This window comes from Gilvibacter sp. CC01 (assembly GCF_055755295.1).
Genome location: NZ_CM146909.1, coordinates 1,120,293 through 1,143,999 on the forward strand (window position 1 = coordinate 1,120,293; position 23,707 = coordinate 1,143,999).

Here is a 23,707-nt window from a genome sequence, read left to right on the forward strand (position 1 = left end):
TAGCGGAGAATATATTTACCATCACCACTCCCGCGCCAGCGATAGCAGCGAAAACCCCACAGCGAGCTTGCGAGCGAGGAGTTGCAGCGAATAGCGCGGTGCCGAAGGCAGGCGCCCACAAAAACTAAATACTCCACCACGCCGATAGGAATTAAATTCCACTAAGCGCGTACCTTAGTGCTGCAACTATGGAAGAATTACTCATTGACTTGTACGGCGGACAGTTCGAACGCGAACTCCTGCAAGAGATAGCAACCGTTGGAGTTTTTAAAAACGTCCCGGCAGATACGGTATTGATGGATTTTGGCCAATACGTAAAATCGATGCCGCTTTTACTTAAAGGAGCCATTAAGATCATGCGAGAAGATCAGGACGGAGAGGAACTACTGCTCTACTTTTTAGAAAAAGGCGACACTTGCGCCATGACCTTGAGCTGCTGCATGGGCTTTACAAAAAGCGAGATCAAAGCGGTCACAGAAACCGATACCCAACTCATTATGATACCCGTTCAGCACATGGAGAGCTGGCTAGGCAAATACAAGAGCTGGCGCGGCTTTGTGATGGACAGCTATCACGACAGACTTATGGAGATGTTAGACGCCATTGACTCCATAGCCTTTATGAATTTGGAGGATCGAGTTATGAAATTACTGGCAGAAAAATCGCAGATAACGGGCAGTAAGGATGTGCGCAACACCCATAAAGAAATCGCCCAAGAACTACATACCTCTAGAGTAGTGATCTCTAGAATTCTCAAAAAACTAGAAAACGAAAAGCGCATTGCGCTAAATCGCAGCCATATCACCCTACTATAAAACCATGTGTGACCTGAGTTACCGTTTACCATTTTGCACCAACCTAAATTTGCCGCTGTAATCAAATATGGAGATCTTGGAAATTTTAGGATATATCGGTGCCCTTGTTATAGGGTTGGTTTTAGGCCTTATTGGCGGTGGTGGATCGATACTCACAGTACCTGTAATGGTCTATCTATTAGGATACAACCCTGTAATAGCAACGGCATATTCTTTATTTGTAGTAGGTGTCTCTGCTTTAGTTGGCGCCTTGCGCAACATACAAAAAGGGCTGGTTGACTTTAGAACAGCCATCGTTTTTGCTATCCCAGCCTTTGCAGCGGTCTACGCTACTCGTAAATACATAATTCCCGCAATACCAGAGGAGTTAGCCACCATAAGTGACTTTGTGGTGACCAAGGATATTGCCATCATGATCTTCTTTGCCTTTATCATGCTGCTGGCCTCTTTTTCTATGATCAGCAACAAGAAGCAAAAACAAGAGGAAGCCACTGAAGTAAAATACAACTACCCCTTGATATTGGTAGAAGGATTAGCTGTAGGTGTATTGACAGGTCTTGTTGGCGCCGGCGGCGGATTTCTAATCATTCCTGCTTTGGTCTTGCTGGCAAAATTACCCATGAAAAAAGCAGTAGCCACCTCACTGCTTATCATTGCCATTAAATCTTTGATCGGTTTTATTGGGGATGTAGAGAATCTGGAGATCGATTGGGGCTTCTTGCTACCCTTTACCGCTATTTCTGTTGTCGGGATATTCTTAGGTATCTGGATAGGCGGATTCATTGAAGGCAAAAAACTCAAAAAAGCCTTCGGCTGGTTTGTCTTACTTATGGCCGTTTACATCATTTTTATGGAGCTTTCAGCTTAAATCTGGCCCTTTTTACTTGATTTTATACGTTTTTACAATTTTTTCTCAAAACCGGCAAGCCCGAGTTTTTGGGTAAAACTTCATTAATGAAACCGCAAAGCGCAAGAAAAACCACAGCTTTGGAAATTTAAGCCATAGCAGCGCTACGGTTAAATTGAAAAGCGAATTGAAACGGTGGTTTTTGACGGGATATGCGGTTGGAATAGATTTTTTACCCAAAAACTTGGGCAAATGTAACATTCGTCACTTTTTAAGAATATTCCGCAACCTACTTTTGAACTAACAAACTTTTAAAACGTTCAATACGATGCGAATAGAACAAATTTATACCGGATGCTTGGCCCACGCTGCCTATTATTTGGAAGATCAGGGCGAAGCTGCAATTTTTGACCCCTTACGCGAAGTAGGGCCTTATTTAGATAGAGCCCAGAAAGACAACGCGAAGATCAAGTACGTTTTTGAAACGCACTTTCACGCCGACTTTGTTAGCGGGCACTTAGACCTTAAAAAAGCAACAGGCGCACAGATCGTATTTGGTCCTTTAGCCAAGCCTAGCTACGACGCTCTTATCGCAACAGACGGACAAGAGTTTAAAATTGGACGCTATACAGTAAAAGTGATCCATACTCCTGGTCATACCATGGAGAGCACCACCTATTTGCTTATTGATCAGCATGGTGAAATGCACGGCATTATAACCGGAGACACCTTATTTATTGGCGATGTAGGCCGACCCGATCTTGCTCAGCATGTAGTTTCTGACTTAACCGAGGAAAAGCTCGCTGGTCATCTCTTCGATTCCCTACGCAACAAGATCATGACCTTGCCAGATCACTTGATCGTGTATCCAAATCACGGAGCAGGATCTGCCTGTGGGAAAATGATGAGTAAAGAAACCACAGACACTTTGGGCAATCAGAAAAAAGTAAACTACGCCTTGAGAGCAGACATGACCAAGGAAGAATTCATAGACGAATTACTTACAGGACTTACCGCACCGCCGAGCTACTTCCCGCAAAATGTATTGATGAATATTAAGGGATACGAATCTTTAGATACCGTAATGCAGCGCGCTCAGCAACCATTGAGTCCAGAGGCATTTGAGGCTGCTGCCAATGAAACTGGCGCTTTGATGCTCGATGTACGCGATCCTGAAATATTTGCACAAGGCTTTATTCCCAACAGTATCAATATTGGCCTTAACGGAAACTTTGCCCAATGGGTTGGGGAATTGATCCCTAGTGTGCAACAGGAGATCTTGTTGATCACCGAACCTGGAAAAGAAGAAGAGGCCATTACACGTCTATCTCGAGTGGGTTATGACGGCGTAATTGGGTTCTTAAAAGGTGGATTTGACGTCTGGAGAACTTCAGACAAAGAAATTGACACTGTGAACCGCATTAGTGCTGAGACGCTAGCTGCCATGGTGAAAGAAGACGCTGTTTTGCTTTTTGATGTACGCAAAAAGAGCGAGTATGACTCGCAACACGTTATCGGAGCGACCAATGTCCCCCTTAACGAACTGAACCAACATCTCGCAGAAATTCCAAAGGACAAAGCCTTGGTGTTACACTGTGCTGGAGGATACAGAAGCATGATTGCTTCTTCTATGCTCAAACAAAGAGGTTGGGATCAAATTACCGATGTACAAGGTGGTTTTGCAGCCATAAAGGAGACAACTGTGCCAAGCACAGACTATGTCTGCCCTACCACACTCTTGTAGTTTTTTTAGTTGTTGCAAGCCCGGAGTTTTGGCTCCGGGCTAACTAAAAAAATGAACTCAAACGGACAGCCAACAGCTCGCCGTAGACCCTAGAACAACTAACTAAACATTACGCGATGAGTACACACCATCAAATTGTGATCATTGGCGGAGGAACTGCCGGGATCATGACTGCAGCGCAACTTCTGCGCAAGGATAAGAACCTCGACATTGCCATTATTGAACCTGCAGAGTTTCACTACTACCAACCGGCTTGGACCTTGGTTGGAGCAGGGACCTACGATTATGAGAAGACCAAAAGACCAATGTCATCTGTGATCCCGAAAGGGAGCAGTTGGATACGTGACTACGCGACTACTTTCTCTCCAGAGAAAAGCACAGTTAGCACTAAAGAATCCGGAGACATTAGCTATGACTATCTCATTGTAGCTCCAGGTCTTGTAATGGACAATAGCCTAATTGAAGGATTACAGGAAGCCTTTGATGCCGGTCTTGCATGTAGTAACTATACCGATCCCAAATACGTTTGGGAACAGCTCAAAAAATTCAAGGGAGGAAACGCAGTTTTCACCCAACCGGCTACCCCGATCAAATGTGGTGGAGCACCACAGAAAACAGCCTATATGTCTTCTGACTATTTGAGAAAGCGAGGACTGTTAGATAAAACCAATGTAGTTTTCGCTACACCGGGCTCAGTGATCTTTGGGGTGAAACCTATTCGAGAGACCTTAGAGAAGGTGATCGACAAATACGGAATTCACTTTAAACCCTTTTACGCGCCGCACAAAATAGATGTGGCTAAAAAAGAAATCATCTTTAAACGCGTTGGTCAAGGTGAAAAACCACAAATAGACCCTAACAATATTCTGGGCGAAAAACAGCTGGACGAGCAGCTAGTTAGCGTGCCGTTTGACTTCTTGCATTTGGCGCCACCTCAGACCGCCCCTAAATTCATCAAAGATTCGGTACTTGCTAACGATGCCGGGTGGCTAGAGGTAGATCAGTTCACCCTACAGCACAAGCGCTTTGAGAATATCTTTGGCTTGGGAGATGCAGCTGGCTTACCAACTGCAAAAACGGGAGCGGCAATTAGAAAGCAGGTTCCAGTTGTGGTAGACCGTGTTTTACGCTTGTTAAACAAGCAGCAAGAGAGTCAAAAGAGCTATAATGGCTACTCCTCATGTCCTTTGGTGACTGGTTACGGCAAAATGGTTTTAGCCGAGTTCGACTATGACGGGAACTTTATTCCAGACCCAAAACTCAAGCAGATGTTGGTCTTTGACAGCGCTAAAGAGCACTGGCGTTTATGGATGCTTAAAAAGTATGGCTTACCCTATCTTTACTGGAACAAAATGATGCGAGGAGCAGAAGTGTAACCTAAGTTACTTTCGGCTTCCGACACAGGAATTAATTTTGTAAAAATCTGTATGGATATGAATGCATTTTTGGAACCATGGCCCTGGTACATTTCGGGTATTTTGATCACCGGGGTCATGGCCCTTCTTTTATGGGGAAACAAGAGTTTTGGCGTTTCTGGGAATTTTAGAACCCTCTGCACCATGTGTGGCGCCAACAAGAGAGCCTCATTTTTCAATTTTAACTGGAAAGAACAGCGCTGGAACCTCTGGGTAATGGTAGGTACCATAATTGGCGGATTCATAGGCGCCAATCTGCTTAGTAAGGATACTGCTGTGGCAGTTTCTGACGATACCGCAGCGCTGCTCAACCAGTATGGCATCACTGATGCAAAAGAAGCTTACCTGCCCGAATTTTTATTCGGAATGGATGCCTTAACGGAACCTAAAGCCCTACTTTTCTTGATCTTGGGTGGTTTCTTGGTAGGCTTTGGAGCCCGCTATGCTGGTGGATGTACCTCTGGACATGCAATTTCCGGGCTGAGCAATTTACAACTCCCCTCACTTTTAGCAGTGATCGGTTTCTTTATTGGAGGCCTCACTATGATTCACTTAATTTTCCCAATACTTTTCTAATATGCGCAGTCTATATTTCTTAGTAGTCGGGATCTTATTGGGTATCACCTTATTCAAATCGGAAGCAGCTTCTTGGTTCCGAATATTTGAAATGTTTCATTTTGAGTCCTTTCACATGTACGGCATAATTGGCACAGCTGTTGGCCTGGGTGTAATAGTGGTTCAGATCATTAAAAGAAAAAAACTAAAAGGCTATAACGGCAACCCGATCACTTTTGCCGACAAAGAAAAACGCAAATACAGCTATATCTTAGGTGGTATTATCTTTGGCTTAGGATGGGCGCTCGCAGGGGCATGTCCTGGCCCAATGTTCACCTTGTTAGGTAGTGGATATTTAAGCCTGATCATAGTGATCTTGAGCGGTATAGCCGGAACCTTCGTTTACGGACTCCTCAGAGATAAACTACCACACTAAACAGAGGAATTTAGTACTTTGGCAGTAAACCAAACATCAAAATGAAAAAGCTGCCATTCTTGATTTTACTGTGCTGTTTCAGTGCACAAGCTCAAATTCTAAATGCGGAATCCCTGCGAAAAGTAACCGATACTTCTGGTTGGTCAGGGGCTGCTACTGTGAATTTTTCTTTAGCGCGGAACGTTACGGAACAGATTAGTCTAGGATCTGACATTCACTTGCAATACAAGAAGAACAAGCATTTGTTCTTGGTTAAGAACCAGATTGTTTTTCAAAAGGTAGACAACGAAGATTTCTTTAACAGCGGCATTCAGCACTTTCGATACAACAACAGATTTGCAGACCGTTGGGCATGGGAAGCCTTTGTACAAGGACAATACAACCGAGTGGCCAAGATTGATTTTAGAGGTTTGGCCGGTAGCGGGATGCGCTATAAACTTACCACCTCTGAAAAATACAAGTTCTACTTAGGAAGTTTGTTGATGTTTGAATACGAAGAAGTTGCGGACGGAGTAACCCCTACACAAAAAGATTTTAGATTGAGTTCCTATTTGTCCTTTAGTCTGTATCCGACAGACAATATTAGTGTAGTGAGCACGACTTACTATCAACCGCAGGTAGACAAGTGGCGAGATCATCGGGTGTCTAGCGAGACCAGTTTGGTATTTACCATATATGAGAATGTTAAATTCAACACCACTTATGTGTTTATTTACGATGCGTTTCCAGCTTTGGGCATACCGAATTCACAATACAGACTCAGCAGTGGACTCACCTATACATTTAACTGATTCGCATCCGCAGAAAAAACAAAAAAAGACAGCCCGCAGACGTAAGGGAGTGCCAAATAGCGAGACTACCTTTGTATCTTTACAAATTACAAAACCAGAGCGAGCTAAATCTCGTATATCTTATAAATAGACATTATGGCAAATTCATATTACGATCCGGCCGATCTGCGCAAATTTGGAAAGATCACCGAATGGAGTGAAGAACTGGGAACTAAATTCTTCAATTACTACGGAAAGGTGTTTGAAGAGGGAGCCCTTACGGCACGTGAAAAATCACTAATTGCCTTGGCCGTTAGTCATGTGGTAAAATGTCCATATTGCATAGACGCCTACACTAAAGACGGATTGCAAAGAGGCATTACCAAAGAAGAGATGATGGAAGCTGTGCATGCCGGGGCGGCCATTGAGAGCGGAGCCACTTTGGTCCACGGTGTTCAAATGATGAACAAATACAATAAACTAAGCATGTAGCTTACCCTTTATGGCGACAAAATCCTTAAAGAAACGCGAAAGCGAATTGGCCAATGCCCAAAGGCAATTGGAACTTTTGTCCAACGGAATCTTTGCCGATGGAGAACTGCCCACCTTTGCCGAAAAAATAAAGACTGTGGGGCAATTCCCTTTGCGTCCTAATAAATTGGAAATCCTTCAGATCAATGTAGGTTATATGTGCAATCAGGTCTGCGAGCACTGTCACGTAGACGCCGGACCAGACCGAAAGGAGATCATGACGCGCGAGACCATGCAGCAGTGTTTGGAGGTGATTCGCAATACTGGAGCTCACACCTTAGATCTGACCGGAGGAGCTCCGGAGATGAATCCAGACTTCAGATGGTTTGTAGAAGAAGCCGCTAAAGCCGGAATCAAGGATTTTATAGTGCGTTCTAACTTGACAATTATCCGCGCTAATAAAAAGTATTACGACCTACCGGATTTCTTTAAAAAACACAACATACACGTAGTTTCTTCCATGCCGCACTGGACCCGTGGAAAAACCGATAAGCAGCGTGGAGATGGAGTTTTTGACAAATCCATTAAAGCCCTTCAAGAACTCAATGACAGAGGCTACGGAATGCCCGATAGCTCTTTGCGCTTGGACTTGGTCTATAACCCTTCTGGTGCTTTTTTGCCGGGAGATCAGGCAAGTATGGAAAAGGATTTTAAAAAGGCCTTATTAGAAGACTTTGACATACAATTTCACAACCTTTTTGCCATAACTAATTTGCCTATTTCTCGCTTTTTGGACTATCTGATCGCCTCTGAGAATTACGAAGATTATATGTACCAATTGGTCGATGCCTTTAACCCATCAGCGGTGGCCAATGTGATGTGTACCAATACCCTTTCGGTAAGTTGGGACGGTTATCTTTACGATTGTGATTTTAATCAGATGTTAGGCCTCCCGGTCAATTCCAAAGTGAAGCATATCTCTGATTACAACGAAGATCTGCTTCAGAATAGAAACATTGTGATCTCTCAGCATTGCTACGGATGTACCGCAGGCGCCGGGAGTAGTTGTCAGGGAACTGTTGCCTAATGAAAAATATACTGATCTTATTCTTGCTTGCCATTGGCCCTGTAGTTTTTGCACAACAAGACTGGGATGAGCTCTTGGATAAATACAACAAAGGCTCTGTCCCTTATATCACAGCTCAAGAGGCCGCTGCAGCTTGGAGCACAGACGATAAGGTAATTTTTCTAGATGCTCGAGAAGTTGAAGAATTCGAGACCAGCCATTTACCACAAGCTATATTTGTGGGTTATGATGATTTTGATGCGGACGAGCTTCCGAGGCAAACCTTAGAACAGGCAGACAAGATCATCGTGTACTGTACTGTTGGGGTTCGGTCCGAAGATATAGGCGAAATACTGCTTAAAAAAGGTTTCCAAAATGTCTATAATCTGAAAGGTGGCATCTTATCGTGGAAGAACGCAGATTTCGTAGTCTACGACAGAAATGGCCAGCCCACAGGGAAAGTTCATGTTTACGGTCCGGATTGGGGCCGATGGTTAACTCGTGGAATTCCGGTTCATGACTGATGCAGCTTTAATCATATTCACGCGAAATCCGGAACTTGGAAAGTGTAAGACCCGTTTAGCTGCTACCATTGGCGATGCCAATGCCTTAGAGGTCTATAAATTCTTGCTAGACCACACAGTTGCTATTACAGAAGAACTGCCGTTTGATCGTTATGTGTTCTATTCGGAGCAGCTCCATAGAGACGACCGCTGGAACGAAACTATATTTAAAAAAGAAGTACAGGTATCAGGAGATTTAGGTCAGAAGATGCAAGCGGCTTTTGAACTGCTATTTAGCAAGGGTTATTCTCGCGTTGCTGTGATAGGCAGTGATCTGTTTGATCTGCGATCTGAAGATCTGATACGCGGGTTGGAAATGCTCCAAGATCACGAGGTGGTCTTAGGCCCTGCCCATGATGGAGGCTACTATTTTTTAGGCCTGACCGAAATGCATCCGCAGCTCTTTAAAAACAAAAATTGGGGTACCGACACCGTATATAAGGATACCCTGAACGACCTGGGGGAGAAAAAACTAGGAAAATTGCCTGTTCGCAATGATATTGATTATTTTGAGGACATAAAAGACAAGCCAGAATTCAAACCCTTTATACCAAAACATTTGCTATGATCAATTTGATAGAAGAGACCACAAAATTCTTAAAGACCAAAGGTTTCGAAAACCCGGAGATCGGGATCATTTTAGGTACAGGCTTGGAACGACTTCCGGAGCATATAGCTATAGAGGCCGAGGTGTCTTACAATCTTATTCCCAATTTCCCTACAGCTACTGTTGCCTTTCACAAAGGGAAGCTGCTTTACGGAAAACTAGCCGGCAAAAAGGTCATTGTTATGCAAGGACGCTTTCACGTTTATGAGGGCTACACCTTGCAAGATGTTACCTATGGTGTTCGAATCATGCATGCTCTAGGAATCAAAAGACTATTGGTTTCTAATGCCGCAGGAGCCATTAACCTCAACTTTAAAAAGGGAGAATTAATGCTTATTGACGACCATATCAATTTGCAGGGCGGATCTCCCCTGGCCTTTAACGGAGTTGATCAATTGGGCGATCGTTTTGTAGATATGGCGGCTCCTTATGACAAGGGCATGAACAATACCCTGGAATCCCTTGCCGAGCAAAGCGGAATTCAACTGCATAAGGGCGTTTATGCCAGTGTGGTTGGCCCTCAATTGGAAACCCGGGCAGAATACCGTTACCTCAAGATCATTGGCGCCGACGCTGTTGGTATGAGTACCGTGCCAGAGGTAATCGTTGCTAATCATTTGCGATTGCCGGTCATTGCTGTTTCAGTACTGACCGATGAATGCGACCCGGACAATTTACAGCCAGTAGATATTCCAGATATCATTGCCATGGCAGAAAAAGCCGAACCAGACATGATAGCCTTATTTAAAGGCCTAATTGAAACACTCTAAAAGAAAACGATCCTCAAGTAAGGAAATAAAAATATAAGCGACATAAAATGAACCGAGCTCGGTTCTAATCAAAACATATATGAGTTATTTAGACACCACCCACGATGTATATAAAGAAGCAGCCTTGACCCCAGATGTTGGGCTTTGCTGTACTACCAATCCCATTTGGGAGTTGCCGGGACTTAAGATCCCCAAGATCATGCAAGAGATGAATTACGGTTGTGGAAGCACCGTTCATGCCCGTGACCTGGTTAACAATCCGAAGATACTTTATGTAGGTGTTGGAGGCGGAATGGAGCTTTTACAGTTCAGTTATTTTTCGCGTCAGAAAGGAGGCGTAATTGGTGTCGATGTGGTAGATGAGATGCTAGAAGCCTCCAAAAAGAACTTTGTAGAAGCAGAAGCGCAAAATCCGTGGTTCAAAAGTGAGTTCGTAGAATTGCGCAAAGGCGACGCTATGAATTTACCACTAGAAGATAACAGTGTAGATGTGGCCGCTCAAAACTGCTTGTTCAACATCTTTAAAGAAGAAGACCTTAAAAAAGCCATTGCAGAAATGTATCGGGTGTTAAAACCACACGGTCGCTTGGTGATGAGTGACCCTACTTGTGAGCAACCCATGAACCAAACCCTGCGCAATGACGAGCGACTAAGAGCGCTCTGCTTGAGCGGAAGTTTGCCAATTTCGGACTATGTAAAGGCTTTGACCGATGCAGGTTTTGGAACTATTGAAATAAGAGCGCGTAAACCGTATCGCATTTTGGATCCGAAGAACTATCCGACAGACGAACTCATCTATATAGAGAGTATAGAAGTTGCAGCCATTAAGGACCCTATGCCGGCCGACGGCCCCTGTGTCTTTACCGGGAAAGCTGCTATTTACTTTGGAGAGGAAGATTACCTTGACGATAAGCAAGGTCATATCCTACTTAAAAATCAACCCATAGCTGTTTGCGATAAGACTGCTGGAAATTTAGCGGCCTTAGGTAGAGACGATATCTTTATTAGTGAGTCTACTTGGCATTACGACGGCGGCGGATGCTGCTAAACAGAACCCCATGAGATTTGCCAACCTACTTTTAAAAATTACCACACTTGGCCTTTTGGTCATGAGCTTTCAATCCTGTGGACTTTTAAGCGCTGCGGGGCTTAGCAAACAAGGACTATCGGCCAAGAAAGCGCCGGCAAACTTGACAGCAGCCCCACTCCAATCTTCCCAAAACCTCTACCACGGCAATTGGACAGAATTGCTTAAAAAACACGTGGACGAAGACGGATTTGTCGATTACAAAGGCTTTAAGAAAGACAGCCATTTGCTCAATACCTATTGCAATTACCTGTCCACCTTTGTTCCAGATGACACTTGGTCTGTTCAGGAGCAACTGGCATATTACATCAATCTGTACAATGCCTATACCATTAAACTCATAGTTGATAATTATCCTACGGCGAGCATAAAAGATCTGGACGGACCTTGGACTAAAGCCTTTGTTCCGGTTGGTGACAAGAAGCTAAGCTTAGGAGGTATTGAAAACAGTTTGCTTAGAAAGATGAATGAGCCGCGCATACACTTTGCAATAAACTGCGCCTCTTTCTCCTGTCCAAAATTGCTCAATGAAGCTTTTACCGCTGCTCGTATAGACGAACAGTTAGAACGTGTTACTGCGGAGTTTATCAATTCTGAACGTAACCAGATCAGCAGTAATGAGGTCAGAGTATCCCAGCTTTTCAACTGGTATGCCAAAGATTATTTGGTCCATGGAGTGGGTAGCGTCAAAGAATTCATAAATTCTTACAGCGAGGTAAAGATCGCTCCAGAAACCGAGCTGCAATTTTTAGAATACGATTGGTCGCTCAATGAACAGCAATAAGCCCAGATTAAGCATTATCATCCCAGTACTGAATGAAGAGGAACACCTCTTTACGCTACTGCAGCATTTGTATCCACATATGAGCTTTCCGTTACAAGCGGAGATCTTAGTGGTCGATGGAGGCAGTAGCGATAACAGCAAACTGGAGTTTGACAGGTATAAAGGGTTACATCCGGAGATTCGGGTAGATTGGATCCAATCTCAGACCACAGGAAGAGCAGCGCAAATGAACACCGGTGCTCGCTGGGCAAAGGGTGAGATCTTTTACTTTTTACATGCAGATAGTTTTCCTCCTGTTGGTTTTGACGCATTGATCTTAGAGCAAATAGCGAAAGGCAATCGCGCCGGCTGTTTTAGAATGCAGTTCAATTCTTCACACTGGTGGTTACGCCTAGCAGGCTGGTTTACTCGCTTTAATTGGAAGATCTGTCGCGGGGGAGATCAGAGTCAATTTATAAGCCGTGAATTGTTCGAAAATATTGGTGGCTTTGATGAATCTTACAGGATCTTTGAAGACAATATGCTGATAGCTGCTTTATACGAGCGCGGAGAGTTTACCGTAATTCAAAAAACCTTGACCACCTCTTGCCGGCGTTATGAAAAAACAGGTATTTGGCGTTTGCAATATCACTTCTGGATGATCTATTTAAAACACAGACGCGGCGCCGGACCAGAGAAATTATATAGTTATTACAAAAAACATCTGGCCTGAGCAGCCAAAATGTCTATCCTAAAAGTATTGACCTATCCCGAACACAAACCCTCGGGTGGCTTTGTCGGTTATCCCGTAGCCGTAATCGATACGAAATATGGCATTAAAGATGCGTTTGTGCATGAATCTAAGTCCGACTCCAGGATAGATCCTTAAGTTTTGACTATCGCCAAAATCGCTTAGGTCTCCCCCCGGGTTACGCCAACTCCCACTGTCGACAAAGACATTTCCTTGCAAGACGAACCAGTCTTTGTCGATAAGGGTGTGGCGGTATTCTGTATTGAGCACAATAACCCCAGTACCTCGGTCAATGATGTTTCCCACCCCGCGTATGTTCAAGTTGTTATCTACAGCAAAAGGAGCAAAAGGTGATTCGTCATTTGACGCTAGACCAACTCGCAATCGCGAGGCCCAGTTGCCGAGCTCACCCACGCGTTTGTAGTAGATAAAATCGTTCCAACCGATAAAGAAATCTGGTAAAACTGGTTCTGAACTCACAACGTATTGCAAATTGAGCATGCTGCGAAATCCTTCCAAATACTGAAAATAGAAATCGACATTACGGTATTCATAAATACCTTTAAAAAGTACCTTGTCTACATCAAAATCTAAGGGGATCCCAGTTTGTGTTGCTCCTGATACATAGTCATAATCTTCATTAAAGAAATTGATCCCCAATTGGGCCGAATGGAAGAAGTTAAACTGGTATAAAGCCAATGCCTCTATAGAGGTGTTGTTGTAGCGGTAGTCTGCATCCCCGGAATCCAAAAAAACCGGTTCTAGGGTGGTGATATCTCCATAATTCAAAGCCAGACCAAACTTACGCGAAAATAAATTCGGCGCTCTAAAATTCAATCCGAAGGAAGAAAAAATATCATCTTGGTAGAATCCACCGACGGTAATATTTCTACCTAGAAAATTGTATTCGTATAATCCTACTCGATAGGCAAATTCATCGTCGTTGGTGGTGTAAACATTGAGCTGCGGAATAAGGGTAAAATTATCTTGTACTCCGTATACCACTTTGACGGTCCCGTCTGCTGTAGGATAAACCTGATAATAGGCGTGTGAAACACCCGCTAAGCGGATCATAAAATTCACGTCGCGTTCTAGCTGAGTAGAATCTAGAGTCATTCCTGGTCTTAGCTCCACCAAATTCTGTAAAAAGGCCGTTTTAGAACGTTTATTTTCTTGAAAGACGATCTCGGAGACCTCCTGTGCGAAGCTTTGAAACGAGAATAAAAGAACTGCAATGCAGATTAAGGATCTCACTGATTGGCGTACTGTTGTTGAATAATCTTTTCTACAGGTTTATTCTGAGGTGTGAATTGACTGTCTTCTGTGCCTTTTATGCGCTCGTCAAAGGTGAACCATTTCCAGATAAAACCTCCCGCGAACCAGCTTTCTGACCATACCGATTCAAATAGTGCCTGCGTAGTATTTGTTTGCGCTTCTAAATTCACCGTGGTCTTGGTGTGATCGCTATCCCACGGCTCTTTCCCAGAAAAATCCGTAGAACGGTAACCGTACTCCGTAAAAAGTACAGGTCGTCCTACAGCAGCACTGACCGAAGCCAATTCCTGCTTCCACCTTTGCCAGCCGACTTTGGCTTCTTCTACGGTTGGCGTTTTACTCTCCGATACGGGAAAATAAGCATCAACACCTACGTAATCCAGTTGATTCCAAAAAGGCACCCGTTTGTATTCGTCCCAATTGGCGGCATAGGTGAGTTTACCCTTGTAGATCGCTTTGATCTCTGTGATTAGCGCATTCCAAAAATCAGGTCGGTTAACGATGAACTGCTCCAACTCAGTACCTATACAGAATAACTCGGCTCCAGTTTCTGCAGCCATTTGAGCATACTCGAGTACAAAGGAACGGTAAGAATCCTCTAAGGTTTTCCAATCTGCTTCTGTCTTCATTTTCATAAAGCCCGTAAACTCGCCACGCCAAATCCAGATCTGTGGTTTGACCATGACCTTTATGCCATTTTCTTTAAGCACTTTTATATACTGAGTTGCTCCTGCCCGAGTTTCACCAAACCACTGCCTTTCGGTATTGTGGATAATAGTTGGTGTATCTAAACTGCGGATAAAACCAAAGGGCATCACCGCAGCAAAATTGGCATTCACATCTAAAACGTGCTTTACCTCACTATTGTCTGTCGGATTTCTTGCCGCTACATAACTAACACCATTAATTAATTTGCGTTGCTCTTGGGCGCAGGACAAGGTCACAGCACCTATCAATCCGATGATAAAAATTTTAAGTGTATGGGCCATCTGCAATTTTATTAGCATATGAATTTACAAAACTCCCTCGGTTAAAACACGGCTCTTAACCCAATATTAAAGGTTTCCCCAAGGCCTGTATCGTTACCTCTTACAAAGTTGGTGTACAAAGCCTCTACGTTGAGCTCTTGGGTCAATTGGTATTTTAGTCCGCCGCCAAGCGCAGTAAAGTCTTGCGAAAAATTACTCCCCAGATCAATTAGTTGCGAGTGTTGCGCCAAGGCAAGTACGGTGAATTTACTGCTCGGGAAATAACTCAAGAATATTCCAGGAGTTAGTCTCAAACTGTTATTAGCAAAACTTGCATCCTTATCACCAAAGTTCAATTCAGAATTCAGTTCTGTAAATAACTGCCAATCTCCTCCAGGAAATGTATAGTCATAAAAGAATCGATTCTGCCAGATGAAACCATCTTGATCTAAAAAGACTCCCTCTTCTACCTCATTATCTACTAAAGGGATAAAAAAGGAACTCTGAATAGAGAAGTTATTGACATTCTTAAGCGGTACAAATTTCACAGAAGGCACAATGGAGGTGAAACCACTACGAGCCGTTGCGCGTTCTCCATCGAACTGAAAGACCTCTAAGGCGCTGCGATCTGCAATCACATTACTTCTAAACTCCAAGATCACCCCGAGATTCCAACGGCGGTTCTCACCGATACCTGTATAGGCTTCTAAGGTTGAAGTGAAGAAAGTTTCACGAGGCTCCGCGCCATCGGTAAAGGTACTTTCTGTTTGAGTGTAAAGGTTGTTGAACCATTTGAGGTCATACTGGCCCTTTCCAATTAATTTTGATGGGGTTAAGGTTTGTATAACGGACCCCGCTGTTTGTTCGTCATCTTGAGCCGTTAAGCCAAGGCTAATAAGGCCTAAGAAGACCGTTAGCATTATTTTCTTTTGCATAGTTGTTCTTTTAGTTTGTGCTTCTTGTGGTTCAAGAGTTATTGTATCAAACCCTTGAACACACAGAAGACTTAAAAAATGTATTATTGAGCGTTCAGGCGCCAGTCATAGCTATAGTAGCCAACTTTGGCTCTCTCCGCGATGGGGGTAGTTCGGTACTTGTTCAAAAACCCGATCAGGGTTTGCTCCTGCGTCACAAAATCTTCCTGGTACCATTTAAAAATCTCAGAGACGCCTACCTTCTTTCCTTTTATTCTGATGAAATCCGGATTGTTTACCGCCAGCTCTGTTTGCTGTTGTAAAAGAGATTCCACATTGTTGGAAGTGTAGGCTTTGCTAATCAGCGGGGGGCATCCTTGGGCACCACAAACCAGTACAAAATGTACACGTGCATCTTTGAATACAGCGCGTAATTTATTGTTTTCAATATCGTTTAAGGTTATCTTTTCACCACCTAAATTGTATTTGGTCTTGTCAAAGAATCCGGCTTTATCAAGGGGCGAATTGATGGGGTAATTGGTAACAATTCCCTTAATCACAGCAAGATTGTATGCGTTTATCCAAAAGGCTTGATAGGTATTTGCTGCGGATGGATTCACGCTTATCTCAGCGGCAATGCTCAGTAGGGCATCTAGCTCGGTCGCATCCGCAGCAATGCCCTTATAATCTACTTTTCCATTGGCAACATGCGCATTAAAAAATGCATCTGCCTTAGCAAAGAAATCGGCTGTTTGTGCCACCGATAGACCGGGTAGCATGAGCCATAAAAAAGTGATATATCGCAGTGAGATCATAGTCTATTTTTTTGGTTTTGATGTCCTTTAGGTCGAAGCCTTGATTTGATTACTTACACAGAAATCCAAAAAAAATTCTGAAACAAGAAATTCCAAAACCTTACAGTCACCAACAAAATTTAAAGCCATTCTAAATTGCTGATCTGTGTAATGTTGCTAACTTTAAGTACGACTGATCGCACAACTAACTCAACAGTATGGAACATATCGTAATTATTGGTAACGGGATCTCCGGCATTACTACCGCACGGCATGTGCGCAAATTATCTGATAATAAGATCACGGTCATCTCCGGCGAAACCGACCACTTCTTTTCACGTACAGCGCTCATGTACATTTATATGGGACACATGAAATACGAGCACACCAAACCCTACGAGGATTGGTTCTGGAAGGAAAATCGAATTGAACTTAAACGCGGCTTTGTGGAATCCGTAGACACGGCAAACAAGAGCTTGCAATTTGCAGACGGCAGTTCTTTGAATTACGACAAACTGGTGTTAGCCACTGGCTCAAAACCGAACAAGTTTGGTTGGCCCGGACAAGACCTACAAGGAGTTCAAGGCTTGTATTCCAAACAAGATCTAGACCTTTTAGAAGTTAATGCACCAAACAAAGAAGTTTGCAAACGAGCTGTCATTGTGGGAGGAGGACTCATTGGTATAGAACTGGCAGAAATGCTCAGTACTCGAGGTATTCCAGTCACCTTTTTAGTTCGAGAGGATAGTTTTTGGAACGGCGTTCTGCCGAGCGGCGAGAGTGCAATGATCAACCGACATATTAAAAATCACCATATAGATCTACGACTGGCTAGTAACCTGAGGGAGATCTTATCGGACGAGCACGGCCGTGCCCGAGCTGTTGTAATAGAAGAAACCGGAGAAGAGCTGACCTGTGACCTCGTAGGTCTTACGGCTGGGGTTTCTCCCAATATTGACTTTTTAAAAGACAGCGGCATTGAATTAGGTCGAGGTATTAAGGTCAATCGCCTTTTAGAAACTTCGGCCAAGGATGTTTACGCAATTGGCGACTGCGCTGAGCAACGTGAAGCTATAGGGAACAGACGCCCTATTGAAGCGGTTTGGTATACAGGTCGCATGATGGGCGAAGTTTTGGCGCAAACCCTTTGTGGCAACCCAACCGAGTACAAGCCCGGTCATTGGTTTAATTCGGCTAAATTCTTTGATATCGAATACCAAACTTACGGCTGGGTCTTTAGCGAACGCAACAAAAAAGACTACGAGCAACATTTTCATTGGACCCACCAAGATGACACCAAATGCATTACCGTGGCCTACCACAAAGACAGTAGACTCTTCTTAGGGATCAACACTTTTGGGATCCGCATGCGACACGATGTGTTTGACCGCTGGCTTACGGAAGCACGTGATGTAGATTACGTGATGGCCAATCTCAAACAAGCAAACTTTGACCCGGAGTTCTTTGCATATTTTGAAAACAGTATTAATAAGGCATTTGCCAATCAATTACAAACCGCATAATCATGAGTAGAGTCGATAAATCCATGAGCTTAGCCGGAGGGCCTCCAGTAGCCATGAAAACAGGACAAAAAATAGGCACCCTACTCGGTTTATTCGGTTTGGGCATCCTCACTTTGGCAACCTTCAATGTGAGCTTACCCAACCAAGGCTTGTGGCTTACCCTAGCCTTATTATCTATAGGTGGAGGTATATTGGTGTATAGCAAGTCTTTGTACAAAGACACCTTACCAGGAATAAAAAACCACGGCGTTTGGTTAAAATCTATCTCTAACCGAGGTTTTTGGGCTTGGGTAGCCGGGATCAGTTTAACCGGATTCTATATTGTACTTTACTTTTTTGCTGAGCTTTTAGGGCAAGGTACGGGTGGTGCAGAAAACACAGGACTCATTGGACTTTTTGACCCTTTGAGCTACGCCTTAAAAGGCCAACCCGCCAGCCAGTGGTTTGTATACGGAACGCTTTACACTTTGGCGATTTTGGCCTTTGGAATAAAATTCATCTGGAAATACCGCCACAATACCTACGAAAAGATCCGAACCGGGAGTGTGATGTTCTTTCAGACGGTCTTTGCGTTTTTGATCCCTGAGATCATGGCGCGTCTAAACGGCGATCTACCCTATTACGACCTTAAGAACGTTTGGCCACTCAACTATTATTTGTTTGATCAATGGAATGTGGATGCCTTACTGATAAATGGCAGTTTTGGCCTCACCTTACTTATCTGGGGAATTGCGACTATTTTGGTCATCACCCCTATACTTACCTATCGTTACGGAAAACGCTGGTACTGCAGTTGGGTTTGTGGTTGCGGAGGCTTGGCAGAAACGGCGGGAGACTCCTTTAGACAACTCAGCGATAAATCGAGAATGGCCTGGCGCGTGGAGCGTTGGGTAGTACATTCGGTCTTGGTTTTTGCAGTAGTGACCACCACAGGTGTAATTCACTCATACCTCGGAGACGGCAGCAAATATTGGTTTAGCCAAAGTACTTTTTTAATTAGCGTTGGAGTTGTACTAACGCTGATCTTTGGGCTGATCTGGAAATACAAAAGACACGAACTTAAAAAGGATGCTCGCTATGGAGCAATTGGTTACCTAGTGATCATTTTGGCCTTGATAGGCTTGCATTTCAGCTCGACCACCAATACGCTTTTACTATTTCAAACTCATGAGGTGCGATCTACTTATGGATTCTTAATTGGATCTGTATTTAGTGGTGTGATAGGAACAGGATTCTACCCTATTTTTGGAAACCGGGTTTGGTGTAGAATGGGCTGCCCGATGGCGGCTATTCTAGGCCTACAGCAGCGTCTTTTCTCTAAATTCAGAATCACTACAAACGGCGGGCAATGTATTTCTTGTGGAAATTGCTCCACCTATTGCGAAATGGGCATAGACGTACGGGCTTATGCTCAAAAAGGAGCTAATATTGTACGCGCCAGCTGTGTGGGTTGCGGGATCTGCTCCGCAGTATGCCCTCGCGGAGTACTTAAGTTAGAGAACGCAGATACTAAAGGTCGCATCAACTCCAATGATGTTTTGCTGGGTAATGATGTTGATCTTATGACCTTAGTAAATCAGAAATAATAAATGTTGTAAAAAAACACAGGTCTTTCGTTAGGCTCAACGCTTCGTATCGTCTAAGTCTGTGTAATGGAACTTCAACGAAAAATAATCATCGGTAGCCTGCTGCTCCTATTGGGGTGGCAGGCTACTTTTGCTTTAGAAAAGACCTACCACAAGAGCTACTTCCCAGATGGGCAACTAAAGGCCGAAGGCTGGTTGAAAAACCAACTAAAAACTGATTTCTGGATCTATTACCATCCCAACGGGAAAATAGCGGCAAAAGGACATTACCAAGAAGATACCATGCACGGTTATTGGCACTTCTACTATGCACAAGGTCAGTTAAAAAAAGAAGGGCACTTTGTCTGGGGAAGCATAGAGAATTGGTGGATTTTTTACGAACTTGGCAGCCGAAAGAAGAGTAAATTCCAATACAAGAACAACCAAAAGAACGGGTATTGTCTGCGCTATGTAGGCAACAAACTCGTACTTGCCGAAAAATATGTAGCCGACAAAAAGGTCGGTGAGTGGAGTTCGGTTCGCGAGTTTAAAAAAGACAATCCTGACATATCATTTCGATGAATCCCCTTATAAAAGTTATTATCCCTGCCTATAACGAAGAAGATTCCATAGGTAAGGTAATCAGAGATATTCCTGCTGCTGTTACTGAGGTAATAGTGGTAAGCAATAACTCAACCGACTCTACAGAAGTGCGAGCCAAAGAAGCAGGAGCTACTGTTTTACAAGAACAGCGCAAAGGTTATGGTTATGCTTGTTTGAAAGGGATGCATTATATCGCCTCCAATGAACCCTTGCCCAATATTGTTGTTTTCTTAGACGGGGACTATAGTGATTACCCCGAAGAACTCACTAAACTTGTGGCTCCTATTGTAGAAGACGATATTGATTTTGTTTTAGGGGCGCGGGTTCCAGAATTGCGAGAGGCTGGTTCTATGACCGGGCCGCAAATATTTGGCAACTGGTTGGCCACTACTTTGATGAAAGTCTTTTTTAGATCGCGATTTACAGATCTTGGCCCGTTCAGAGCCATTAAGTACGACAAGTTGTTAACCCTGAACATGGAAGACAAGACCTATGGCTGGACAGTGGAAATGCAACTAAAAGCGCTGAAAAAGAAGTTTAGCTACCGGGAGTTACCGGTCAAATATCGCAATAGAATTGGGGTTTCCAAGGTTTCTGGAACAGTAAAAGGTGCTATCTTTGCTGGCGTAAAAATCTTGGGGTGGATTTTTAAATACAGTATAAAAGGATGATACTCGAAACGCTCATATTGATCATTTATTCGGCAGCGCTGATCATGATATTCATGTATGCTTTGGCGCAGCTGAATTTGCTGTTCAACTATCTGCGTGCAAGAAGAACCCAACGCAATTCTCCAAAATTCGATTTAAACGACCCTTCACAGGTTCCTTATGTGACGGTCCAATTGCCTGTGTACAATGAGCTCTATGTTATGGAGCGTCTTTTGAGTAATATTGCAAAGCTCGAATATCCAAAAGACAAATTAGAAATTCAGGTACTAGATGATTCTACGGACGAGTCCTTTGAGAAAACGGCTGATCAGATCGCAGAGTTACAAAAGACAGGTCTAGACATTGTTCATCTGAGCCGAGAAGATCGTGTAGGCTTTAAAGCAGGGGCCTTAAAAGAGGGGCTCAAAACTGCCAAAGGAGAATATATTGCGATTTTCGATGCAGACTTTTTACCTCAACCCGATTGGCTAAAAAAGACCATTCCTTACTTTAAAGACGAGCAGATCGGAGTGGTGCAAACCCGCTGGGGGCATCTCAACAGAGACTACTCGCTACTCACAAGAGTTCAAGCTTTTGCCTTGGATGCACACTTTACTTTAGAACAGGTAGGGCGTAATTCTAAAGGCCACTTTATAAATTTTAACGGAACTGCTGGGGTTTGGCGCAAGACGTGTATTATCGATGCGGGAAACTGGGAAGGCGATACCTTGACAGAAGACTTAGACCTCTCATACCGCGCCCAACTCAAGGATTGGAAATTCAAGTATTTGGAAGAAGTGGAGACTCCTGCGGAGTTACCAGTGGTCATATCTGCAGCGCGTTCACAGCAATTCCGTTGGAACAAAGGCGGTGCAGAAAACTTTAGAAAGATGCTTTCCAGACTACTTAAGAGTCAGAACATTTCTGCAAAGACCAAAGTGCATGGAATACTGCATTTGTTAAACAGTACCATGTTCTTGAACGTACTTATAGTAGCGATCTTGAGCATCCCTATCCTCTACATAAAAAACGAGTATGAACACTTGAAGGTCTATTTCATCGTGATGAGTTTCTTTGTGATCAGCACGGTGATCTTCTTTATTTGTTATTGGTTCACCTACCGCAATATCTACGGTGGCGGCTGGAAGAATTTCTTAGAATATATAGGAATGTTCTTTACCTTCTTCTCGGTTGCCATGGGCTTCTCCTTGCACAATTCAATTGCAGTTTTAGAAGGTCACATTGGGAAAAAGAGCGAGTTTATCAGAACGCCTAAATTCAACATCAGCAGTTTAAAGGACAGCTGGAAGGGCAATAAATACCTCAGAAAGAATCTATCTCCTAACATCATAGTAGAAGGACTACTGATGCTCTACTTTGGCTTTGGAATGTACTCTGCCTTTGTGGTGGGAGATCAGGGGGGTGACTTCGGATTGTTCCCTTTCCACCTGATGCTCTTTATAGGCTTTGGCTATGTGTTCTTTAAAAGTCTCTTTAGTCGCGCCTAGAATTCAACCTCTACAGTCACTTCTTTTCCGTCACGCTGAACGATCACCTTTGTTTTTTGTCCTTGTTCAAAGGACGATAAGGCGCGCATATAGCTCATCATATCTGTCACGGTAGAATCGCCCATTTTTACAACGACATCACCCTTGATAAGACCAGCTCGCTGGGCCGGACGATCTTCTGACACTCCGTCTATACGCATCCCTTCTCCGCTGTATAAGTAATCTGGAACTACACCCAAGCCAACCTTGAAACGCGGCACCTCTTCGCTTTCGTTCTTGGTCTTCTTAAAGGCCAATTGTCCTTGACTACCTAGGTCTTTAACGATATCAAAAATATAGCCTGAAATAGCCTCCATACCTTCGTAGTTCAGCTTCTCAGCATCATCTCCTGGCTTGTGATAATCTTCGTGTTGTCCTGTAAAGAAATGCAAGACAGGAATGTCTTGTAGGTAGAAAGAGGTGTGGTCAGATGGTCCAACTCCAGACTCGTGTTCAGATACTTGAAAACGGTCGTTATTATTCACAAACAAGGTCTGCTTAAAAACTGGAGAGGTTCCAACGCCGTGCACAGCCAATTGCTTCTCTTCGTTGAGTCGACCGACCATGTCCATGTTGATCATATAAGTCACCTTATCCAAGTCTATGGTTGGATTCTTAGCAAAGAAGTTAGACCCTAGAAGGCCCAGTTCTTCTCCGGAAAAAGCGATAAATAGAAAGTTGTTCTTGATAAGGGCGCTGTCTTGTACCTTTTTAGCCAAATTGAGCATTACGGCCACGCCACTGGCATTGTCGTCGGCCCCGTTGTGAATGGCTTGCCCTTCTCGGTAAAGCGAACCCTCGCCGCCCATGCCCAAATGGTCGTAATGTGCACCGATAACTACGGTAGTTTCTGCTTTATTGTCTAAATAACCAATCACATTGGTCCCTGTAATGGTTGCGTCTGAGGCAATGCTGTCAAAGGTGGCTTCGCGATGTGGATCGTTAGAAGGCGTAAAGGTAAAGGTCTGATAGTAACCACCAGCTCCTTTGGGCTCCAAGCCTAAGGCGCCATAACGCTTCTGGATATAATCCGCAGCCATCAACTCATAAGGCGTTCCGGTATCTCTTCCCTGGAGTGAATCCGAAGCTAAAAAAGCCACATCATCTTGCATACTCACTGGTTTTTCAACTTCTTTCTTACAACCGATCAAAGCGATTGCTATTAGGATGCCAATAATTGCCCTCATATCCGTATTTTTGCACAAAAT

At 43.8% G+C, this 23,707-nt stretch carries 25 protein-coding genes; 20 read left to right on the forward strand and 5 right to left on the reverse strand.

Translation table 11 applies throughout. The features are described 5' to 3' along the window. Positions 1-188: 188 nt before the first annotated feature. From AC0J2F_RS05325 to AC0J2F_RS05395, 15 genes are all read left to right on the forward strand, one after another. Positions 189-815 carry a Crp/Fnr family transcriptional regulator gene (locus AC0J2F_RS05325; RefSeq protein ID WP_473009157.1) on the forward strand — a complete coding sequence of 209 codons (627 nt, stop codon included), beginning with the start codon at positions 189-191 and terminating at the stop codon, positions 813-815. 67 nt (positions 816-882) lie between these two features. Further along, the gene (locus AC0J2F_RS05330; protein WP_374958381.1) at positions 883-1,683 is read left to right on the forward strand and encodes a sulfite exporter TauE/SafE family protein; all 801 of its coding nucleotides are present in this window, start codon (positions 883-885) and stop codon (positions 1,681-1,683) included. 307 nt (positions 1,684-1,990) lie between these two features. Then, complete coding sequence (locus AC0J2F_RS05335) at positions 1,991-3,406, forward strand: MBL fold metallo-hydrolase (RefSeq protein WP_473009158.1); 1,416 nt, start codon at positions 1,991-1,993, stop codon at positions 3,404-3,406. Between the two features lie 116 nt (positions 3,407-3,522). Next, complete coding sequence (locus AC0J2F_RS05340; protein WP_473009159.1) at positions 3,523-4,782, forward strand: NAD(P)/FAD-dependent oxidoreductase; 1,260 nt, start codon at positions 3,523-3,525, stop codon at positions 4,780-4,782. Positions 4,783-4,839: 57 nt separating this feature from the next. Further along, on the forward strand, positions 4,840-5,397 hold the full coding sequence (locus AC0J2F_RS05345; RefSeq protein ID WP_473009160.1) for a YeeE/YedE family protein: 558 nt from the start codon (positions 4,840-4,842) through the stop codon (positions 5,395-5,397). Between the two features lies 1 nt (position 5,398). After that, positions 5,399-5,812, forward strand: a complete 414-nt coding sequence (locus tag AC0J2F_RS05350; RefSeq protein WP_473009161.1) for a DUF6691 family protein — start codon at positions 5,399-5,401, stop codon at positions 5,810-5,812. A gap of 41 nt (positions 5,813-5,853) precedes the next feature. Next, complete coding sequence (locus AC0J2F_RS05355) at positions 5,854-6,603, forward strand: DUF481 domain-containing protein (protein WP_473009162.1); 750 nt, start codon at positions 5,854-5,856, stop codon at positions 6,601-6,603. A gap of 135 nt (positions 6,604-6,738) precedes the next feature. Beyond that, positions 6,739-7,074 (forward strand): arsenosugar biosynthesis-associated peroxidase-like protein, encoded by a 336-nt coding sequence (locus tag AC0J2F_RS05360; protein ID WP_473009163.1) that lies wholly within the window; start codon positions 6,739-6,741, stop codon positions 7,072-7,074. Between the two features lie 10 nt (positions 7,075-7,084). After that, positions 7,085-8,140, forward strand: coding sequence for an arsenosugar biosynthesis radical SAM (seleno)protein ArsS (gene arsS / locus AC0J2F_RS05365; protein WP_473009164.1), 1,056 nt, complete (start codon positions 7,085-7,087; stop codon positions 8,138-8,140). Beyond that, positions 8,140-8,643, forward strand: a complete 504-nt coding sequence (locus AC0J2F_RS05370) for a rhodanese-like domain-containing protein (protein ID WP_473009165.1) — start codon at positions 8,140-8,142, stop codon at positions 8,641-8,643. Before arsS ends, AC0J2F_RS05370 begins: the two co-directional genes overlap by 1 nt. After that, positions 8,636-9,250, forward strand: coding sequence for a TIGR04282 family arsenosugar biosynthesis glycosyltransferase (locus AC0J2F_RS05375; RefSeq protein WP_473009166.1), 615 nt, complete (start codon positions 8,636-8,638; stop codon positions 9,248-9,250). Before AC0J2F_RS05370 ends, AC0J2F_RS05375 begins: the two co-directional genes overlap by 8 nt. Then, a complete protein-coding gene (locus tag AC0J2F_RS05380; protein ID WP_473009167.1) occupies positions 9,247-10,059 on the forward strand; it encodes a purine-nucleoside phosphorylase in 813 nt (270 codons plus the stop codon). Before AC0J2F_RS05375 ends, AC0J2F_RS05380 begins: the two co-directional genes overlap by 4 nt. A gap of 79 nt (positions 10,060-10,138) precedes the next feature. Continuing rightward, on the forward strand, positions 10,139-11,107 hold the full coding sequence (arsM, locus tag AC0J2F_RS05385) for an arsenosugar biosynthesis arsenite methyltransferase ArsM (protein ID WP_473009168.1): 969 nt from the start codon (positions 10,139-10,141) through the stop codon (positions 11,105-11,107). A 10-nt stretch (positions 11,108-11,117) separates the two neighbouring features. Beyond that, positions 11,118-11,930: a DUF547 domain-containing protein gene (locus AC0J2F_RS05390; RefSeq protein WP_473009169.1), complete on the forward strand. Its 813-nt coding sequence runs from the start codon at positions 11,118-11,120 to the stop codon at positions 11,928-11,930. Beyond that, positions 11,917-12,642, forward strand: a complete 726-nt coding sequence (locus AC0J2F_RS05395; protein WP_374958372.1) for a TIGR04283 family arsenosugar biosynthesis glycosyltransferase — start codon at positions 11,917-11,919, stop codon at positions 12,640-12,642. The genes AC0J2F_RS05390 and AC0J2F_RS05395 overlap by 14 nt, the downstream gene beginning before the upstream one ends. Positions 12,643-12,660: 18 nt before the next feature. Here the strand turns inward: AC0J2F_RS05395 and AC0J2F_RS05400 are convergent, their stop codons facing one another. The 4 genes from AC0J2F_RS05400 to AC0J2F_RS05415 all read right to left on the reverse strand — a co-directional run bounded on the left by AC0J2F_RS05400 (position 12,661) and on the right by AC0J2F_RS05415 (position 16,632). Beyond that, the gene (locus AC0J2F_RS05400) at positions 12,661-13,914 is read right to left on the reverse strand and encodes a POTRA domain-containing protein (protein WP_473009170.1); all 1,254 of its coding nucleotides are present in this window, start codon (positions 13,912-13,914) and stop codon (positions 12,661-12,663) included. Next, positions 13,911-14,924, reverse strand: a complete 1,014-nt coding sequence (locus AC0J2F_RS05405) for a glycoside hydrolase family 113 (protein ID WP_473009171.1) — start codon at positions 14,922-14,924, stop codon at positions 13,911-13,913. The genes AC0J2F_RS05400 and AC0J2F_RS05405 overlap by 4 nt, the downstream gene beginning before the upstream one ends. A gap of 41 nt (positions 14,925-14,965) precedes the next feature. After that, positions 14,966-15,838 carry a hypothetical protein gene (locus AC0J2F_RS05410; RefSeq protein ID WP_473009172.1) on the reverse strand — a complete coding sequence of 291 codons (873 nt, stop codon included), beginning with the start codon at positions 15,836-15,838 and terminating at the stop codon, positions 14,966-14,968. Positions 15,839-15,921: 83 nt separating this feature from the next. Next, positions 15,922-16,632: a DUF547 domain-containing protein gene (locus tag AC0J2F_RS05415; RefSeq protein ID WP_473009173.1), complete on the reverse strand. Its 711-nt coding sequence runs from the start codon at positions 16,630-16,632 to the stop codon at positions 15,922-15,924. A gap of 197 nt (positions 16,633-16,829) precedes the next feature. On the opposite strand from AC0J2F_RS05415, the gene AC0J2F_RS05420 reads away from it, so the two are divergent. The 5 genes from AC0J2F_RS05420 (at position 16,830) to AC0J2F_RS05440 (ending at position 22,460) form a co-directional block, all read left to right on the forward strand. After that, positions 16,830-18,134 (forward strand): NAD(P)/FAD-dependent oxidoreductase, encoded by a 1,305-nt coding sequence (locus AC0J2F_RS05420; RefSeq protein ID WP_473009174.1) that lies wholly within the window; start codon positions 16,830-16,832, stop codon positions 18,132-18,134. Between the two features lie 2 nt (positions 18,135-18,136). Further along, on the forward strand, positions 18,137-19,720 hold the full coding sequence (locus AC0J2F_RS05425) for a 4Fe-4S binding protein (RefSeq protein WP_473009175.1): 1,584 nt from the start codon (positions 18,137-18,139) through the stop codon (positions 19,718-19,720). Positions 19,721-19,786: 66 nt separating this feature from the next. Further along, positions 19,787-20,281, forward strand: coding sequence for a toxin-antitoxin system YwqK family antitoxin (locus AC0J2F_RS05430; protein ID WP_374957799.1), 495 nt, complete (start codon positions 19,787-19,789; stop codon positions 20,279-20,281). Beyond that, the gene (locus AC0J2F_RS05435) at positions 20,278-20,973 is read left to right on the forward strand and encodes a glycosyltransferase family 2 protein (RefSeq protein WP_473009176.1); all 696 of its coding nucleotides are present in this window, start codon (positions 20,278-20,280) and stop codon (positions 20,971-20,973) included. Before AC0J2F_RS05430 ends, AC0J2F_RS05435 begins: the two co-directional genes overlap by 4 nt. Beyond that, the gene (locus AC0J2F_RS05440; RefSeq protein ID WP_374957801.1) at positions 20,970-22,460 is read left to right on the forward strand and encodes a cellulose synthase family protein; all 1,491 of its coding nucleotides are present in this window, start codon (positions 20,970-20,972) and stop codon (positions 22,458-22,460) included. The genes AC0J2F_RS05435 and AC0J2F_RS05440 overlap by 4 nt, the downstream gene beginning before the upstream one ends. Here AC0J2F_RS05440 and AC0J2F_RS05445 read toward each other — a convergent pair. Continuing rightward, positions 22,457-23,686 carry a M28 family peptidase gene (locus AC0J2F_RS05445; RefSeq protein ID WP_473009177.1) on the reverse strand — a complete coding sequence of 410 codons (1,230 nt, stop codon included), beginning with the start codon at positions 23,684-23,686 and terminating at the stop codon, positions 22,457-22,459. The genes AC0J2F_RS05440 and AC0J2F_RS05445 overlap by 4 nt on opposite strands. Between the last annotated feature and the right edge of the window lie 21 nt (positions 23,687-23,707).

Bases quoted from the DNA above. Each gene is read 5' to 3' on its own strand.
- AC0J2F_RS05415 (WP_473009173.1), bottom strand. From the start codon at position 16,632: ATGATCTCACTGCGATATATCACTTTTTTATGGCTCATGCTACCCGGT.
- AC0J2F_RS05435 (WP_473009176.1), top strand. From the start codon at position 20,278: ATGAATCCCCTTATAAAAGTTATTATCCCTGCCTATAACGAAGAAGAT.
- AC0J2F_RS05440 (WP_374957801.1), top strand. From the start codon at position 20,970: ATGATACTCGAAACGCTCATATTGATCATTTATTCGGCAGCGCTGATC.
- AC0J2F_RS05395 (WP_374958372.1), top strand. From the start codon at position 11,917: ATGAACAGCAATAAGCCCAGATTAAGCATTATCATCCCAGTACTGAAT.
- AC0J2F_RS05405 (WP_473009171.1), bottom strand. From the start codon at position 14,924: ATGGCCCATACACTTAAAATTTTTATCATCGGATTGATAGGTGCTGTG.
- AC0J2F_RS05350 (WP_473009161.1), top strand. From the start codon at position 5,399: ATGCGCAGTCTATATTTCTTAGTAGTCGGGATCTTATTGGGTATCACC.
- AC0J2F_RS05425 (WP_473009175.1), top strand. From the start codon at position 18,137: ATGAGTAGAGTCGATAAATCCATGAGCTTAGCCGGAGGGCCTCCAGTA.
- AC0J2F_RS05430 (WP_374957799.1), top strand. From the start codon at position 19,787: ATGGAACTTCAACGAAAAATAATCATCGGTAGCCTGCTGCTCCTATTG.
- AC0J2F_RS05375 (WP_473009166.1), top strand. From the start codon at position 8,636: ATGACTGATGCAGCTTTAATCATATTCACGCGAAATCCGGAACTTGGA.
- AC0J2F_RS05420 (WP_473009174.1), top strand. From the start codon at position 16,830: ATGGAACATATCGTAATTATTGGTAACGGGATCTCCGGCATTACTACC.
- arsS (WP_473009164.1), top strand. From the start codon at position 7,085: ATGGCGACAAAATCCTTAAAGAAACGCGAAAGCGAATTGGCCAATGCC.
- arsM (WP_473009168.1), top strand. From the start codon at position 10,139: ATGAGTTATTTAGACACCACCCACGATGTATATAAAGAAGCAGCCTTG.
- AC0J2F_RS05390 (WP_473009169.1), top strand. From the start codon at position 11,118: ATGAGATTTGCCAACCTACTTTTAAAAATTACCACACTTGGCCTTTTG.
- AC0J2F_RS05330 (WP_374958381.1), top strand. From the start codon at position 883: ATGGAGATCTTGGAAATTTTAGGATATATCGGTGCCCTTGTTATAGGG.
- AC0J2F_RS05370 (WP_473009165.1), top strand. From the start codon at position 8,140: ATGAAAAATATACTGATCTTATTCTTGCTTGCCATTGGCCCTGTAGTT.
- AC0J2F_RS05340 (WP_473009159.1), top strand. From the start codon at position 3,523: ATGAGTACACACCATCAAATTGTGATCATTGGCGGAGGAACTGCCGGG.
- AC0J2F_RS05360 (WP_473009163.1), top strand. From the start codon at position 6,739: ATGGCAAATTCATATTACGATCCGGCCGATCTGCGCAAATTTGGAAAG.
- AC0J2F_RS05410 (WP_473009172.1), bottom strand. From the start codon at position 15,838: ATGCAAAAGAAAATAATGCTAACGGTCTTCTTAGGCCTTATTAGCCTT.
- AC0J2F_RS05325 (WP_473009157.1), top strand. From the start codon at position 189: ATGGAAGAATTACTCATTGACTTGTACGGCGGACAGTTCGAACGCGAA.
- AC0J2F_RS05345 (WP_473009160.1), top strand. From the start codon at position 4,840: ATGAATGCATTTTTGGAACCATGGCCCTGGTACATTTCGGGTATTTTG.
- AC0J2F_RS05380 (WP_473009167.1), top strand. From the start codon at position 9,247: ATGATCAATTTGATAGAAGAGACCACAAAATTCTTAAAGACCAAAGGT.
- AC0J2F_RS05355 (WP_473009162.1), top strand. From the start codon at position 5,854: ATGAAAAAGCTGCCATTCTTGATTTTACTGTGCTGTTTCAGTGCACAA.
- AC0J2F_RS05335 (WP_473009158.1), top strand. From the start codon at position 1,991: ATGCGAATAGAACAAATTTATACCGGATGCTTGGCCCACGCTGCCTAT.
- AC0J2F_RS05445 (WP_473009177.1), bottom strand. From the start codon at position 23,686: ATGAGGGCAATTATTGGCATCCTAATAGCAATCGCTTTGATCGGTTGT.